General features: G+C 72.0%; 12 protein-coding genes and 1 pseudogene. 9 read left to right on the forward strand and 4 right to left on the reverse strand.

The window, feature by feature from the left end:
• Positions 1 to 297: 297 nt before the first annotated feature.
• On the forward strand, positions 298 to 1,743 hold the full coding sequence (gene xylB, locus ACIRFL_RS42280) for a xylulokinase (protein ID WP_404040657.1): 1,446 nt from the start codon (positions 298 to 300) through the stop codon (positions 1,741 to 1,743).
• Between the two features lie 54 nt (positions 1,744 to 1,797).
• Positions 1,798 to 3,003 carry an ROK family protein gene (locus ACIRFL_RS42285; protein ID WP_404040660.1) on the forward strand — a complete coding sequence of 402 codons (1,206 nt, stop codon included), beginning with the start codon at positions 1,798 to 1,800 and terminating at the stop codon, positions 3,001 to 3,003.
• 13 nt (positions 3,004 to 3,016) lie between these two features.
• Here ACIRFL_RS42285 and ACIRFL_RS42290 read toward each other — a convergent pair whose 3' ends face one another.
• Positions 3,017 to 3,856: an alpha/beta fold hydrolase gene (locus tag ACIRFL_RS42290; RefSeq protein WP_404040663.1), complete on the reverse strand. Its 840-nt coding sequence runs from the start codon at positions 3,854 to 3,856 to the stop codon at positions 3,017 to 3,019.
• A 75-nt stretch (positions 3,857 to 3,931) separates the two neighbouring features.
• Between ACIRFL_RS42290 and ACIRFL_RS42295 the strand changes: the two genes are divergently transcribed.
• The gene (locus ACIRFL_RS42295; protein WP_404040666.1) at positions 3,932 to 4,444 is read left to right on the forward strand and encodes an NUDIX hydrolase; all 513 of its coding nucleotides are present in this window, start codon (positions 3,932 to 3,934) and stop codon (positions 4,442 to 4,444) included.
• A gap of 161 nt (positions 4,445 to 4,605) precedes the next feature.
• Here ACIRFL_RS42295 and ACIRFL_RS42300 read toward each other — a convergent pair whose 3' ends face one another.
• Positions 4,606 to 5,511: a DUF4232 domain-containing protein gene (locus tag ACIRFL_RS42300; RefSeq protein WP_404040668.1), complete on the reverse strand. Its 906-nt coding sequence runs from the start codon at positions 5,509 to 5,511 to the stop codon at positions 4,606 to 4,608.
• Between the two features lie 302 nt (positions 5,512 to 5,813).
• Between ACIRFL_RS42300 and ACIRFL_RS42305 the strand changes: the two are divergent.
• From ACIRFL_RS42305 to ACIRFL_RS42325, 5 genes and pseudogenes are all read left to right on the forward strand, one after another.
• A pseudogene (locus tag ACIRFL_RS42305) lies at positions 5,814 to 6,035 on the forward strand (acetamidase); the annotation flags it as partial.
• Positions 6,036 to 6,085: 50 nt separating this feature from the next.
• Positions 6,086 to 6,685, forward strand: coding sequence for an N-acetylmuramoyl-L-alanine amidase (locus tag ACIRFL_RS42310; RefSeq protein WP_404040671.1), 600 nt, complete (start codon positions 6,086 to 6,088; stop codon positions 6,683 to 6,685).
• Between the two features lie 176 nt (positions 6,686 to 6,861).
• Positions 6,862 to 8,181, forward strand: coding sequence for a GAF domain-containing protein (locus ACIRFL_RS42315; protein WP_404040674.1), 1,320 nt, complete (start codon positions 6,862 to 6,864; stop codon positions 8,179 to 8,181).
• A gap of 56 nt (positions 8,182 to 8,237) precedes the next feature.
• Entirely contained in the window at positions 8,238 to 9,761 is a 1,524-nt protein-coding gene (locus ACIRFL_RS42320) for an aldehyde dehydrogenase family protein (protein ID WP_404040677.1), read from the forward strand.
• A 655-nt stretch (positions 9,762 to 10,416) separates the two neighbouring features.
• On the forward strand, positions 10,417 to 12,102 hold the full coding sequence (locus ACIRFL_RS42325) for a ribonuclease J (protein WP_404040680.1): 1,686 nt from the start codon (positions 10,417 to 10,419) through the stop codon (positions 12,100 to 12,102).
• Between the two features lie 592 nt (positions 12,103 to 12,694).
• On the opposite strand, the gene ACIRFL_RS42330 is transcribed toward ACIRFL_RS42325, so the two are convergent.
• On the reverse strand, positions 12,695 to 12,937 hold the full coding sequence (locus ACIRFL_RS42330) for a DUF5302 domain-containing protein (protein WP_404040683.1): 243 nt from the start codon (positions 12,935 to 12,937) through the stop codon (positions 12,695 to 12,697).
• A 205-nt stretch (positions 12,938 to 13,142) separates the two neighbouring features.
• Complete coding sequence (locus ACIRFL_RS42335) at positions 13,143 to 14,558, reverse strand: DEAD/DEAH box helicase (RefSeq protein ID WP_404040686.1); 1,416 nt, start codon at positions 14,556 to 14,558, stop codon at positions 13,143 to 13,145.
• A 183-nt stretch (positions 14,559 to 14,741) separates the two neighbouring features.
• Between ACIRFL_RS42335 and ACIRFL_RS42340 the strand changes: the two genes are divergently transcribed.
• On the forward strand, positions 14,742 to 14,864 hold the full coding sequence (locus ACIRFL_RS42340) for a hypothetical protein (protein WP_404040688.1): 123 nt from the start codon (positions 14,742 to 14,744) through the stop codon (positions 14,862 to 14,864).
• Positions 14,865 to 15,114: the final 250 nt, after the last annotated feature.

Below are 15,114 nucleotides of genomic sequence, written 5' to 3' on the forward strand. Positions count from 1 at the left end.
GGGTCCAGGGCCCGGCGGGTGGCGTCCCCGAACGGGTCCCGGCCCTGCCAGCCGACGGTCCACAGGCCGAAGGTGAACCTGTCCTCAGGGGTGGGCTGGTAGCTCATGCCGCGGCTCCTTGCTCGCTTGCGACTATTTCGTCATGGCGATTTACAAATTAGTATGCGGTCGCAGCCCTGGGAAGGGAGAAGATGTCTCCAAAGGGGTGACGCCCGGTCGCCCCCCGGACATCACCGCCAGGACACACCCGAGAAGACCAGGTCAGATCCCCGCGAGCCGCGGAAAAGGGAGAGCCCGATGTCAGCAGCCGATGGTCCGCTCGTCGTCGGCGTGGACACATCCACCCAGTCCACCAAGGCGCTGGTCGTCGACCTGGCCACCGGCCGGGTCGTGGCGAGCGGCCAGGCGCCGCACACCGTCACCTCCGGCGCGGGCCGGGAGAGCGACCCGCGCCAGTGGTGGCAGGCCCTGTGCGAGGCCCTGCGCCAGTGCGGCGACGCGGCGCGCGAGGCCGCCGCGGTGTCGATCGGCGGCCAGCAGCACGGCCTGGTCACCCTGGACGGCGCGGGAGAGCCGGTCCGGCCGGCCCTGCTGTGGAACGACGTGCGCTCGGCGCCGCAGGCCCGCCGCCTCGTGGAGGAGCTGGGCGGCCCGAAGGCCTGGGCGGAGCGCACCGGCAGCGTGCCCGGGGTGTCCTTCACGGTCACCAAGTGGGCCTGGCTGGCCGAGCACGAGCCGGAGGCGGTCCGCGCCACCAAGGCGGTGCGCCTGCCCCACGACTACCTCACCGAGCGCCTCACCGGTCAGGGCACCACCGACCGCGGCGACGCCTCCGGAACCGGCTGGTGGGCGTCCGGCACCGAGACGTACGACGAGGAGACCCTCGCCCATGTGGGGCTCGACCCGGCGCTGCTGCCCCGCGTGGTCCGGCCAGGCGAGGTGGCGGGCACCGTGCGCGACAGCCACGACCTGCCGTTCTCCAAGGGCACCCTGGTGGCGCCCGGCACCGGGGACAACGCCGCCGCAGCGCTCGGCCTCGGGCTGCGCCCCGGCACTCCGGTGCTGAGCCTCGGCACGTCCGGCACCGTGTACGCGGTGTCCACGCACCGCCCCGCCGACCCGACCGGCACGGTCGCGGGCTTCGCCGACGCGCACGGCGACTGGCTGCCGCTGGCCTGCACCCTGAACTGCACCCTCGCCGTCGACCGCATCGCCGCGCTGCTGGGCCTGGACCGGGAGGCGGTCGAACCCGGCACCGCCGTCACCCTGCTGCCCTACCTGGACGGCGAGCGCACCCCGAACCTGCCGAACGCCTCGGGACTGCTGCACGGCCTGCGCCACGACACGACGGCGGGGCAGCTCCTGCAGGCCGCGTACGACGGTGCCGTCCACGCGCTGCTCGGCGCCCTCGACCTGGTGCTCGACGAGGACGCCGACCGGAGCACACCCCTGCTGCTGATCGGCGGCGGCGCCCGCGGCACGGCGTGGCAGCAGACGGTACGGCGGCTGTCGGGGCGGCCCGTGCAGGTGCCCGAGGCCAGGGAACTGGTCGCGCTCGGCGCGGCGGCCCAGGCGGCCGGGCTGCTGACCGGCGAGGACCCGGCCGCGGTCGCCCGCCGCTGGAACACCGCCGCGGGTCCGGTGCTGGACCCGGTGGAGCGGGACGAGGCGACGCTGGCCCGGATCTCCGGGGTACTCTCCGACGCGGCCCCGCTGCTGGCCCGGGGGACGGACACCCCGTGACCGGCGCCGCGCCGGAAGACCGCTGAGGGACACGGAGCGAGGATCGACGCAGGCATGACCGCACCGCCGCACGAGGGCCCGTCCCGTTCCGGCCGACTGTCGGACACCCAGCAGGGCATGCGCCGTCGCAACCTGGCCAGGGTGATGCACGCAGTCAGCGCCGAGGGGCCGCTCTCGCGGGCGGCGGTCGCCTCGCGCATCGGGCTGACCCGGGCCGCGGTGTCGACCCTCGTGGAGGAGCTGACCCGTTGGGGGCTGCTGGAGGAACTGGGCCCCGAACGGCCCGGCCGGGTGGGCCGCCCGGGATCGGCGCTCGCCGTCAGCGACCGAGGCCCGGCCGGGATCGGCGCGGAGGTCGGCGTCGACCACCTCGCGGTGTGCGCGGTCGACCTGCGCGGCGAGGTACGCGCGCGTGCCGTGCGGCACGGCGCCAACCGGGGCCGTGCCGCAGAGCCGGTGCTCGACGAACTCGCCGCCCTGGTGCGCCGGGTCGTCGCCCAGGCGGAGCCGGCGGGCCTGTGGCCCGCCGGGCTCGCGGTCGCCGTACCCGGCCTGGTGGCGCGCGATGCCCGCACGGTCGTGCGCGCCCCGAACCTCGACTGGCGGGACACCGACCTCGGCGCCCTGCTGCCCGTCGGTCTGCCGCTGACCGTGGACAACGAGGCCAACTTCGGCGCGCTCGCGGAACTCTGGCTGGGCGCGGGCACCCCGCGGGACTTCCTGCATGTGTCGGCCGAGATCGGCATCGGTGCCGCGGTCGTCGTGGACGGGCGGCTGCTGCGCGGCACCCGTGGCTTCGCGGGCGAGCTGGGCCATGTCCCGGTCCGCCCGGACGGCCCGCGCTGCCCGTGCGGCGGGCGCGGATGCCTCGAACAGTACGCCGGTGAGGAGGCGGTCCTGCGCGCGGCCGGGCTTTTGCCCGGTGAGGATCTGGTCGGGTTGCTCGCCCGGCGCGCCGACGAGGGGCACGAGGGCGTACGACGGGCCCTGCACGACGCCGGTACGGCGCTCGGCATCGCCCTGACCGGGGCGGTGAACCTGCTCGATCCGCAGTCCGTGGTGCTGGGCGGCGCACTGGCCGGGCTCTCGCCCTGGCTCCTGCCGTCGCTGGCGGGGGAACTGGCGGACCGCACGGCGGGGCCGCCCTGTCCCGTGTCGGTGTCACGGCTCGGCTCCGAGGGGCCGCTGCTCGGGGCCGCGCACTCCGTGGTGCGGGCCGTCCTGGACGATCCGGCCACGGTGGCCGAACACGTCGCCTGACGGCCGGGGCGCCTCAGCCGAGGAACGCCCCGACCGCGCCCGCGAAGTGCTCGGCGTCGTCGAGCCAGGGGAAGTGGCCGGCGCCCGGCTGCACGGTGAACCGGGCGTCCCGGAACAACGCCACGTACTCGGCCAGCGCGCCCGGCGGGGAGTTGAGGTCGAACTCGCCGGCCAGCAGCAGCACCGGCTGTGCGAAGGCGGCGAGTGCCGCTCGGGTGGTGTCCGGGTCGAAGGCACCGTCCGCGGTGAAGACGGCGGCGGCCGCGTCGTTGCGCTGCCGCTCCTCGGCGGCCCGGTGTTGTTGCGCCGCCTCGTCCCAACGGCCGTAGGCGAAGGGCGCGACGACCCGCCACAAGTCGGCGGTCGCCCGGCCCGCGACGATCTCTTCGAGGGCCGCGCGGGCGGCCGGGTACCAGGGTTCGCCCGCGCGCAGCGCCGCCGTGTCGCGGCGGAGGTCGCCACCGATCGTGATGCCGACGGCCATGACGCTCGGGGTGATCAGCGCGAGTCTGCCGACACGCCCCAGGTGGCGCTCCAGGTAGCGCACGGCGAGGTTCGCGCCCGCCGAATGCCCCAGCAGATCCATCCGGTCGAGCCCGAGGTGCTCGCGCAGCGCCTCCACGTCCGCGACGAGGCGGTCGCAGCGGTACGAGTCCTCGTCGTCCGGCACCTGCGACGCTCCGGTGCCACGCAGGTCCAGCAGGACGAGCCGCCGGCGGGCGGACAGGCCGCCCAACTCGCCGAGGTACGCGGAGCCCTGCATCGGGCCGCCCGGCAGACAGACCAGCGGTGGACCGTCGCCGAAGACGTGGTAGGCCAGTCGGGTGCCGTCGGGCGCGGTGAAGGCGGGCATGGCGCAGACCCTCGCAGGAACGTTCGGGGCCGGGCAACCGGATTGTCCGGCGGCCGCGGGTGGAAGACATGCGGCGTGCGAGACCGGGAGGCGGGCGTGGCGGACTGGGTGCCCCGTGAGCAGTGGATCGAGTCCCAGCCGCGGACGCTCCTCGCGTCGTGCGTGGTGATGCGGGACGGACGGGGCCGCCTCCTGCTGCTGCGCTACGGGCCCGGGCAGCCGACCGCCGGGACCTGGTGGCTGCCGGGCGGGATGCTCGATCACGGCGAGGACCCGTGGACGGCGGCGCGGCGGGAGATGCGGGAGGAGACGGGCCTCGAACTCGGCCCGGTGCCCCAGCTGATCGGCGTCGACCACCGGGCGGACGTGCTCGGCACGGGCCCGGTCCTCGACTGCTTCTTCGACGGGGGGATCCTCGCCGAGGACGCGGGAATCCGGCTCAGCTCCGAACACGACCGGCACGGGCTGTTCACCCTCGGCGAGTTGACGCGCACACCGCTCGCCGCCCTACTTCCCGCGCTGACCGCCCTGCACGCGGCGGCGATGACCGGGACCCTCGCATACCTGCGGGAGGGCGTTCCCGTCTGACGGCCGGGAAGGGTGTTGGGACCTCGGCCGTGTGCGGCGCGGCCTGCCGGGTGGTCACGGGAGCGGGCGTCGGGACCCTGGACGCGCGCGGCCCGGCCTGCCGGGTGATCACGGGAGAGGTGTCGGGACCCTGGACGCGCGCGGCCCGGCCTGCCGGGTGGTCACGGACGCCCGGTCCTCTTCCACGGCCCGACGGCGAGCTTCCCGGTCGTGCCCAGGTCCAGTTCCGGTGTCACCATCACCGGCGCGGCGCCCGGCTTCGCCCACACCCGCACATAAGGGGCGTTCACCGGGGTTCCGGAGAGCACCGTGTTGCGCCACACCAGTCCGGCGTGCGCGCCCTCGCCCGGCTTCAGGGCCAGCGGACCGGGCGGCCCGTCGGCTCCCGTGCTGCCGGCGACGGAGGAGCCGTCATGCGGGATCCGCAGCCCCTCCACCGTCCGGTGGGCGTCGTCGAGCACGCTCAGCCGGGGGTAACCCTCGATGTGGTACGTGTCCGTGCCGCAGTTCTCCAGGCGCAGGCTCACCACGCGAAGTCCCATGGCGGCGTCGCCCTCGTCCGCGTACACACGCACCCCGGACGAGGGGCAGGGTCCGCCTGGTGCCGGTGCCTCGTCGGTGGGGACGCTGCGCACCTTGGCCACCTCCACCTGGGCCTCCGCCTGCGCCGTGCCGACCGTGCCCGCCGGCGGCGCCGGCATGGCGACCGTGCCCGTCACGGTGGCCTTGGGCGCGACGGACGCCAGGACTCGTGACGCGTCCACCGGCGGCGCACCGTCGTGCGGCCGGAACCGGAAGGTGAGGGTGTAACGGAAGGGTCTGTCGTGGTGGTTGGTGACCTGGAACACCGCGCAGTCACCGGTCGGGCCACCGACGTCGATGAGCGTGACGCCGTCCGTCTCCGGTCCGCCGCTTACGCCCGTCCCGATCGGCTTCGGCGGTGAGCCGGTAACGCACGAAGGACGGCTCGGCTCACCGGAGGACCGAGCCGGCACCTGGCTGCCGCAGGCCGTCAGGAGCAACGCGGCGGCGACGGCGGCGAGCGGCGGGAGTGACGTGGCACGCATCCGCCGAGTCGACCAGGATCCGACCACGGTGTGCTGTGACCGGGACCACTCGTCCGGTCACAGCACTGTCACAGAGACAGGGCAGTCGTCCAGCATCCGGAGCCGATTCGCCCGACCGCGTGGCGGCGTTGTCCACAGTTCCGCTCTCGTCCACCGATTCACACGCCGACCTTCTGCCCAACCCGCCAGCGCCGTACCGTAATTCACGTGAGACGCAGCCGGGCACCGGACCGACCGGGACCGCGGGCGCGCAACGGTGACGAGGGGGACGAGGGGGTTCACTGATGTCGGGGGAATTCAGCAGCCAGCCGGACCTCGTGCGGTGGCTGGTGCGCGACCGCGGATTCACCGAGTCGGACGCCTACCAGTTCGCGACCCGGGCGGGCGGTTCGCCGTTGGCCAATGTGTGCGACACCGACTACACGTGCGTGGCGAAGCTCCGCAAAGAGTGGCTACCCGCCCGCGAGACCCACCGCGGCATACACGCACGGCTGCGCGAGAGGGCGAAAGCACTGCGCGCCTGACCTCGCCACGGCAGTTCCCGAATCCCCCCACACCGAAAGGCGAATCGACCATGGACCGGTCCCGACCGCTGCCCAGCAGACGACGGATCCTGAAGGGCGCGGCGCTCGCCGCGGTGCCCTATGCGGTGCTTCCCGGCGCGCGCGCCGGCGCGCAGACCCAGGCCGTCGACTACCCGTACGCCGAGTGGCAGCCGGCCAGCACCTCCAACTACACGGCGTCCAGCCGTCCCAGCGCCTATCCCGTGGACCGCGTGATCGTCCACGTCACCCAGGAGACGTATGCAAGCACCCTGTCCATCTTTCAGAACCCGCAGAAGAAGGTGTCGGCGCACTATGTGGTCCGTTCCGCGGACGGGCATGTGGCGCAGTGCGTCCGCGAGGCCGACATCGCCTGGCACGCGGGGAACTGGGACTACAACACCCGCAGCATCGGCATCGAGCACGAGGGCTGGGTGGATCAACCCGCCTACTTCACCGACGCGATGTACACGCAGTCGGCGAGGCTGACGGCGGCGATCTGCGAGAGATACGGCATCCCCAAGGACCGGGCGCACATCCTCGGGCATGTCGAGGTGCCCGGGACCGACCACACCGATCCGGGGCCCAACTGGGACTGGGTCCGCTACATCAGACTCGTGAACCTCATCTGACCGGTCCCACCGTCCGGCGCGGTGCTCCGCCGGGTGTTCGCCGAGGCCCCGTCGCACCTTGTGCGCCCGGCGCACGCCGTCGCCCATCGTTCGGGTGAGAGCGGTCGAAACTGTTGTCCGCGCCCACCTCCCGAGTGACGATGTCCCCTACCGCATCGCCGTCCGGGGAGGCCGAGGTGACCGATCCATGGGTGGCCCTGGAGCCGGGGGCCGACCCCGTCGAACGCGTCCGTGTGCTGCGCCGCGCGCACGAGACGTTCACCACGGCCGGCACGGTGCCGCGTCCGGTGCGGTCGGTGGTGGCGGACTCGTGGCGGCGTTCCGCACGGGCGGGCGTGGGCCCCGACGGCAGCGCCAACGTGGAACTGACGGACGGCGACCTCGGCGCCTACCGTGCGGAGCACCCGCTGGCGCAGGTCATGCCGCTGTTCAGAGAGCTGATGGGCACGTTCGCGGCGGACGGCGAGCATCTGCTCGCGGTGTGCGACGCGCACGGCAGGCTGCTGTGGGTCGAGGGCCATCCGGCGACCCGGCGCAGAGCGGACCGGATGAACTTCGTGCCGGGTGCGCTCTGGTCGGAGAGCGCCGTCGGGACCAACGCGCCGGGCACGGCCGTCGCCATCGGCCGGCCGGTGCAGGTCTTCGCGGCCGAGCACTTCATCCGGCAGGTGCAGCCGTGGACCTGCGCGGCGGCACCGGTGCACGATCCGCGCACCGGCCGGGTGCTCGGGGCGGTGGACATCACCGGCGGTGACGGGCTGGCGCATCCGCACAGCCTGGGGTTCGTACAGGCGGTGGCGCGGGCCGCCGAGTCCCAGCTCGCGCTGCTCGCCCCGCCGCGGCCCACGGGAGAGGCGGCCGGCCTGACCGCGCTGGGCCGCGACGAGGCGCGGCTCCTGCTGGACGGGCGTCGGATCGTCCTCGGCCGTCGGCACAGCGAGTTGCTGGTGCTGCTGGCCCGCCACCCGGAGGGCCTGACCGGCGACGAGTTGCGGTGCGCGCTGTACGAGGACGAGTCGGTGACGCCGGTGACCCTGCGCGCCGAACTGGCCAGGCTGCGCAGGCTGCTCGGTCCGGGGCTGCTGGCGTCGCGGCCGTACCGGCTGACGGCCTTGGTGGAGTCCGACGTCGCCGTGGTGGAGCGGCGGCTGGCGGCGGGCGCGGTCACGGCGGCCGCGGCCGCGTACTCCGGTCCGCTGCTGCCCGGCTCGCAGGCACCGGCCGTGGTACGGCTCAGACGGCGCCTGGCCGACGGGCTGCGCGCGGCGCTGATCGCCCGCCGTGACCCCGATCTGCTGGCCGAGTGGGCGCACGCGCCCTGGGGCGAGGACGACCTGGAGGTGTGGCGGGCGCTCGCCGCAGTGCGGCCGACGGCGGCGGTGCGGGCGCGTCTTGCGGAACTGGAGTCGGAGCTGGCGGCACCGCCCGCCGCGGCCATCACGCCGGCCGGCGCCCCGACCGGCCGCGCAACGTGGTTGCAACGTACCCGTCCCTAGCCTCGGCCGCGCGAGCTGCCCAACGGCGGGCAGCGCTTCACCGGAGGCAGACCAGGATGACCCGTTACGCGGCGCCCGGCACCGAGGGCGCGATCGTCTCCTACCAGGCGCGCTACGACCACTTCATCGGCGGTGCGTACGTCCCGCCGGCGCGCGGGCAGTACTTCGAGAACCCGTCGCCGGTGAACGGACAGCCGTTCACCGAGGTGGCGCGCGGCACCGCGGAGGACGTGGAGCGAGCGCTGGACGCGGCGCACGCGGCCGCGCCCGCCTGGGGCCGTACGTCGGTGATGGAGCGGGCCGGCATCCTGCTCAAGATCGCCGCCCGTATGGAGGCCTCGCTCGAACAGCTGGCGGTGGCCGAGAGCTGGGAGAACGGCAAGCCGGTGCGTGAGACGCTGGCGGCCGACATTCCGCTCGCCATCGACCACTTCCGCTACTTCGCGGGGGCGATCCGGGCGCAGGAGGGCTCGCTGGGCGAGTTGGACGACGACACGGTCGCCTACCACTTCCATGAGCCGTTGGGTGTCGTGGCGCAGATCATCCCGTGGAACTTCCCGATCCTGATGGCGACGTGGAAACTCGCGCCTGCGCTCGCCGCGGGCAATGCCGTGGTCATCAAGCCGGCCGAGCAGACCCCGGCGTCGATCCACTACTGGATGAGCCTGGTCGCGGACCTGCTGCCGCCGGGTGTGGTGAACATCGTCAACGGTTTCGGTGTGGAGGCGGGCAAGCCCCTCGCGTCCAGCCCGCGGGTGGCGAAGGTGGCGTTCACCGGCGAGACCACGACGGGGCGGCTGATCATGCAGTACGCCTCCGAGAACATCAAGCCGGTCACGCTGGAACTCGGCGGCAAGTCGCCCAACATCTTCTTCGACGACGTGTGGGCGCGGGACGACGACTTCCGCGACAAGGCGCTCGAAGGCTTCACGATGTTCGCGCTCAACCAGGGCGAGGTCTGCACCTGCCCGTCCCGGGCCCTGATCCAGCGGGGCCACTACGCCGAGTTCCTCGACGCGGCGGTCGAGCGCACCCGGCAGATCAGGCCCGGCCACCCGCTGGACACCGACACGATGATCGGCGCGCAGGCCTCCAACGACCAGCTGGAGAAGATCCTCTCCTATCTGGACATCGGCCGGCAGGAGGGCGCAAGGGTGCTCACCGGCGGCGAACGCATCGAGCACGACGGCGAGTTGAAGGGCGGGTACTACGTCCAGCCGACCATCTTCGAGGGCGACAACCGCATGCGGATCTTCCAGGAGGAGATCTTCGGACCGGTGGTCTCGGTCGCCTCCTTCGACGACTTCGACGACGCCATCAAGATCGCCAACGACACGCTGTACGGCCTCGGGGCGGGCGTGTGGACGCGTGACGTCAACACCGCGTACCGGGCGGGCCGCGCCATCCAGGCGGGCCGCGTCTGGACCAACTGCTACCACACCTACCCGGCACACGCGGCCTTCGGCGGCTACAAGCAGTCCGGGATCGGCCGCGAGACACACAGGATGATGCTGGAGCACTACCAACAGACGAAAAACCTCCTGGTGTCATACGCCCCGAAGAAACTGGGCTTCTTCTAGCCCCAACAAAAGGGCGCCTGACCAGGCAAGACCCCCACCAGGCGCCCTTCACGGCATTTTCCGGGCCAAGACCCGGCCACGCGGCTCCGACCGTCGTCCCCCGGCTCCTCCCACCGCTTCATGGAGTCTTCGATCAGGGCGTTGGCGTGGTTCTGCGTCTCGGCCAGGAACTTGGCGTAGTAACGGAAGAGGACCTGAATGCTCTGCCCTGCGCGACGCGCACACTCGGCAGGGTCAACACCGGAGGCCAACCAGAAGGAAATGCCGGCATGGCGGAGGTCCGGTTCACCTCCGCTCACACGGAGAGGACGCGGTGGGTGCGTCGGAAGCCGCCGGGGGTGGTGGTTCACCTCCGCTCACGCGGAGAGGACATGCGGCCTCCGGGCTCGCTGCGCGCGCAGCGGTTCACCTCCGCTCACGCGGAGAGGACTTGGCCAGCTTGGTGACCATGTTGGGGTGGATCGGTTCACCTCCGCTCAAGCGGAGGTGGTCCGTTCATCGACGGCACGACTCAGCCCCCGCCTTCGTCGTCTCCGCGCGAGCGGAGGTGGTCCGTGCCGCCAGTCCGTCATCCAAGCCGCCGGCGCGTCGTCTCCGCGCGGAGATCACACAGGCAATGGATCACCCCGTCCCGCTCTCCGGGTACCGTCAGGGTATGAGTCATCCGCACCCCGAACTGAAAGCCGCCCCGCCCCTTCCCGAAGGAGGGCTGCGGGTCACCGCCCTGGGCGGCCTGGGTGAGATCGGCCGCAACATGACCGTCTTCGAGCACGCCGGCAAGCTGCTCATCGTCGACTGCGGCGTGCTGTTCCCCGAGGAGACCCAGCCCGGCGTGGACGTGATCCTGCCGGACTTCACCTCGATCCGGGACCGGCTGGACGACATCGTGGCCGTGGTCCTCACCCACGGCCACGAGGACCACATCGGCGGCGTGCCGTACCTGCTGCGCGAGCGGTCCGACATTCCAGTCGTCGGCTCCAAGCTGACGCTGGCGTTCCTGGAGGCCAAACTCAAGGAACACGGCATCCGGCCGCGCACGGTGCGGGTGCGGGAGGGAAACCGGCGCGGCCTCGGACCCTTCGACTGCGAGTTCGTGGCGGTCAACCACTCCATCCCCGACAGCCTCGCGGTCGCGATCCGCACCGAGGCCGGGATGGTGCTGCACACCGGCGACTTCAAGATGGACCAGTTCCCTCTCGACGACCGCATCACCGATCTGCGCGCCTTCGCCCGCCTCGGCGAGGAGGGCGTGGACCTGTTCCTCACCGACTCCACCAACGCCGAAGTACCCGGCTTCACCACCTCCGAGCGTGAGCTGAACCCGGCGATCGAGCAGGTGATGCGCACCGCGCCGCGCCGGGTCATCGTCTCCAGCTTCGCCAGCCATGTGCACCGCATCCAGCAGGTACTGGACGCCGCCCACCAGCACGGCCGCAAGGTCGCCTTCGTCGGCCGGTCGATGGTCCGCAACATGGGCATCGCCCGTGACCTGGGCTATCTGAAGGTCTCCTCCGGTCTGGTCGTGAGCACGAAGGAGCTGGAGAAGCTCCCGGACCACAAGATCACTCTGGTGTGCACCGGCTCCCAGGGCGAACCGATGGCCGCGCTGTCACGGATGGCCAACCGCGACCACATGATCCGCATTGGCAAGGGCGACACCGTCCTGCTCGCCAGTTCCCTCATCCCCGGCAACGAGAACGCCATCTACCGGGTGATCAACGGACTCACGCGGTGGGGCGCCCACGTGGTCCACAAGGGCAACGCCAAGGTGCACGTCTCCGGGCACGCCAGCGCCGGCGAACTCGTTTACTGCTACAACATCGTCAAGCCCCGCAACGTCATGCCCGTGCACGGCGAATGGCGCCATCTGCGGGCCAACGGCGACCTCGCCATCCGTACCGGTGTCGACCCCGACCGGGTCGTCATCGCCGAGGATGGCGTCGTCGTTGACCTCGTCGACGGGCGCGCGTCCATCACCGGCAAGGTCCCCGCCGGCAACGTCTACGTGGACGGCATGGAAGTCGGCGGCGCCACGGAAGCGTCGCTCAAGGATCGCCTCACCCTCGCCGCCGAAGGCGTGGTCACGGTGGTGGCGATCGTCGACGCGGACACCGGCGCCCTCGCCGAGGCCCCCGACTTCCTGGCCCGCGGTTTCGTCCACGACGAGACCACCTTCGAGCCGGTCATCCCCGTCATCGAGAAGACCCTGGCCACCGCAGCCGAGGAGGGCGTCGGGGACGCGCGCCAACTCGAACAGCTCCTCGCCCGCGCCGTGGCGAACTGGGCGTTCCGCGCCCACCGCCGCAAGCCCCTCATCATCCCCGTCATCATCGACGCCTGAGCCGCAGCCCGGCAGCACGGTCCGCGGTTCCGGTGGCGGCCCCGCGAGCATCGAGGCCGGGCACGCCCGGACCGGACGGTGGCGAAGCCGCCGGGCTCGGCGAGGCGGATCGCCTCGCCGTGGGCGGCCGGCAGGTCCGCGAGGGATTCGGTGTTGCGGCCGACGGCCCTGTCGCCGCGCTCCAGGGCCGCCTGCGCGAACTCGCGGCCGAAGCCGCGGGAGGAACCGGTGACATGTCGGCGGTGCACCCCGCCCAGATGTCGCACCAGATCGGACAGCGTCCACTCGGGGCAGGTCGGCACCTGCACGGCGTGGCTGGGTACGAAGGCGACCGCTGCCGGGAACGCGACCGACTGTGCGTCGATCAGCCGTAGCAGGACGGGGAACGAATGTCCTTGCCACGCGGATGCCTCCAGTTCGGCGGCGCCACCGACCCGAGCCAACCGTATCTGGGCCACTCCCCCAGGCGAGTCCGCCGGGGCCCCGCCCGCGACGTGCGCATGCGCATGCGCACGTCGCGGGCCACTGAACGGGACGCGCGAGTGGATAGCGCGAGTGCCGGTGAAGCGGCTAGATCGCGGGACTCATCGGCTCAGCCGCCGCTCTTGCGCCTGAACGACCGCTGACTCGCGGCCGGGCCGTGCGCCGAACGCACCTTCGACGCATCGGACTTGGCGGCAATATCAGCGGCCTCCGCCTGCGCACCGCGCTTGCGCGCCAGGGCTTCGCGGAACTTGCGCTTGAGGTCGTAGTTGCCGTCGCTGTCCGGCTCCAGAGGGGATGTCTCCGGGGCAGCCGGCTCCGAACCTTCCGTAGATGCGGGCTCTGCGGTCATGGTGACCTCCTGGGTTCGGGGGTGGGCAAGCACAGCTTGTCATGCTGGGCCCAGTGCGAGGCGCCGGCAACGTCATCCTGCTCCGTTTCGGCGGGTATCCCTCTCGCGGCCAAAGGCGTTGACTTCGTAGGTGAGGCGCACAGGACGGCTTCGGCCCGGGCCGAGGGTTGTCGATCCCGTGGCCAGGCTGCCAGGGCAACGGCTCTCAGCCATTGCGACGCACGAGGGCGGCCCTGCGGGCCTCGGCGAGCTTGCGGGCCTCGCCGGCCTTTCGGGACTTGCCGCCGGCGCCGCGCGAGGTGCCCTTGCTGGTGCCGAGGCCGCGGAAGGGAGCGTTGGTGTTCTTGGGGCGGGGGACGGCCGGCCCGCCGTCGAGCGGGATCCCGGAAGGAGTCCTGGCGCCGGTGATCCGGCTCAGCTCCGCCTCACCCGAGCGCACCTTGGTGACGGTCGGCTCGATGCCGGCCCCGGCCATCATGCGGCTCGTCTCGCGGCGCTGGCCCGCCAGCACAAGCGTGACCACGCTGCCGGACCCACCGGCGCGGGCGGTGCGGCCCGCCCGGTGCACATAGTCCTTGACGTCGGTGGGCGGATCGACGTTGACCACGAGATCGAGGTCGTCGACGTGCAGGCCACGGGCCGCGACATTGGTCGCCACCAGAACGGTGATCTGGCTGTTCTTGAACTGCGCCAGGGTCCGTGTGCGCTGTGGCTGGGACTTGCCGCTGTGCAGGGCCCCGGCGTGCACCCCGCTGGCCCGCAGATGCCGGGTGAGCTGGTCGACGGCGTGCTTGGTGTCGAGGAACAGCAGTACGCGGCCGTCGCGGGCGGCGATTTCCGTAGTGACGGCGTAGCGGTCAGGGCCGTGGACGACCAGAACGTGGTGCTCCATCGTCGTGACCGTGCCCGCGGTCGGGTCGACCGAGTGGACGACGGGGTCGTGCAGGTAGCGGCGGACCAGTTGATCGACGTCGCGATCGAGAGTGGCCGAGAAGAGCATCCGCTGACCGTCGGGGTGCACCTGGTCGAGCACGTCGGCAACCTGCGGCAGGAATCCCAAGTCGCACATCTGGTCGGCCTCGTCCAGCACGGTGATTCTCACCCGTCCCAGGCGGCAGGCGTTGCGCTCGATCAGGTCGTGCAGGCGTCCGGGGGTGGCGACGACCACCTCGGCTCCCTGGCGCAGCGCGGTGACCTGCCGGCCGATCGACGTTCCGCCGACGACCGTGGCGATCCGCAGCCGCAGTGCCTCGGCGTACGGCGCCAGCGCCTGGGTGACCTGTTGGGCCAGCTCCCGGGTGGGCACAAGGATCAGAGCGAGGGGCTGCTTCGGTTCGGCACGCCGCCCGGCTGTACGTGTCAGCAGCGGCAGGCCGAAGGCGAGCGTCTTGCCTGATCCGGTGCGCCCGCGTCCCAGGATGTCGCGCCCCTCCAGGGCATCGGGCAGTGTGGCGGCCTGGATCGGAAAGGGTTCGCGCACCCCGAGTTCGCTCAGTGTCCGCAGCACCTGCGTCGGCAGTTCCAGACCGGCGAAGGTGACGGCCGGGAGCAGCGCCGGGGTCGTTGCCCCGGGCTGGGCGGGACTGCCGTGAGCGATGCCGGAGTCATTGGGATGCTTCATAAACAGCCTTCCGCAAGGGAACGTACCGAGGAAGGCCCGGCAGGTTTGAACAGCCCACGCACAAGCCGAACGGAACGGGCAGAATCGCCCACCGCGACGACCACGCAAACACGTGAGGCTAACACATGGCACAACCTCGCGCCGCTACTACCGACCGCCCCTGTGTACGGGTGCTGGCAGGGGGTGATCCGGCTCCGCGTGGCCGACCGGGAGGACCGGCATTGCCGTTTGCTGCCCGAGGAGTTCCCCTACTATCGGCTGATGCGCGCGTCACTGGGCGAGGTCACCACCCGTGTGACGGTCTAGGAACTGCTCCTGCGAGCCCTGGAAGAAACCCCGGCGAGCGCATCGCGCTGCACGTTGCCGCCCCTACCGCGACGGGGCAGGCCCTCCAGATCTGCTTCGAGCTGACCACGCTCTGTCCCGCCGTGAGCACCACGATCCGGCCCCGACCCGACTAGCCTCGCGCTTTCATGGCGTGCTCGTCCACGTCTTGATCAAATAAACGGAGAGTGCTCCTGACCTGCAACGATGGGACTTGTCTAGGGTCCTGTTG

Source organism: Streptomyces sp. NPDC102462 (assembly GCF_044765425.1).
Taxonomy (GTDB): domain Bacteria; phylum Actinomycetota; class Actinomycetes; order Streptomycetales; family Streptomycetaceae; genus Streptomyces.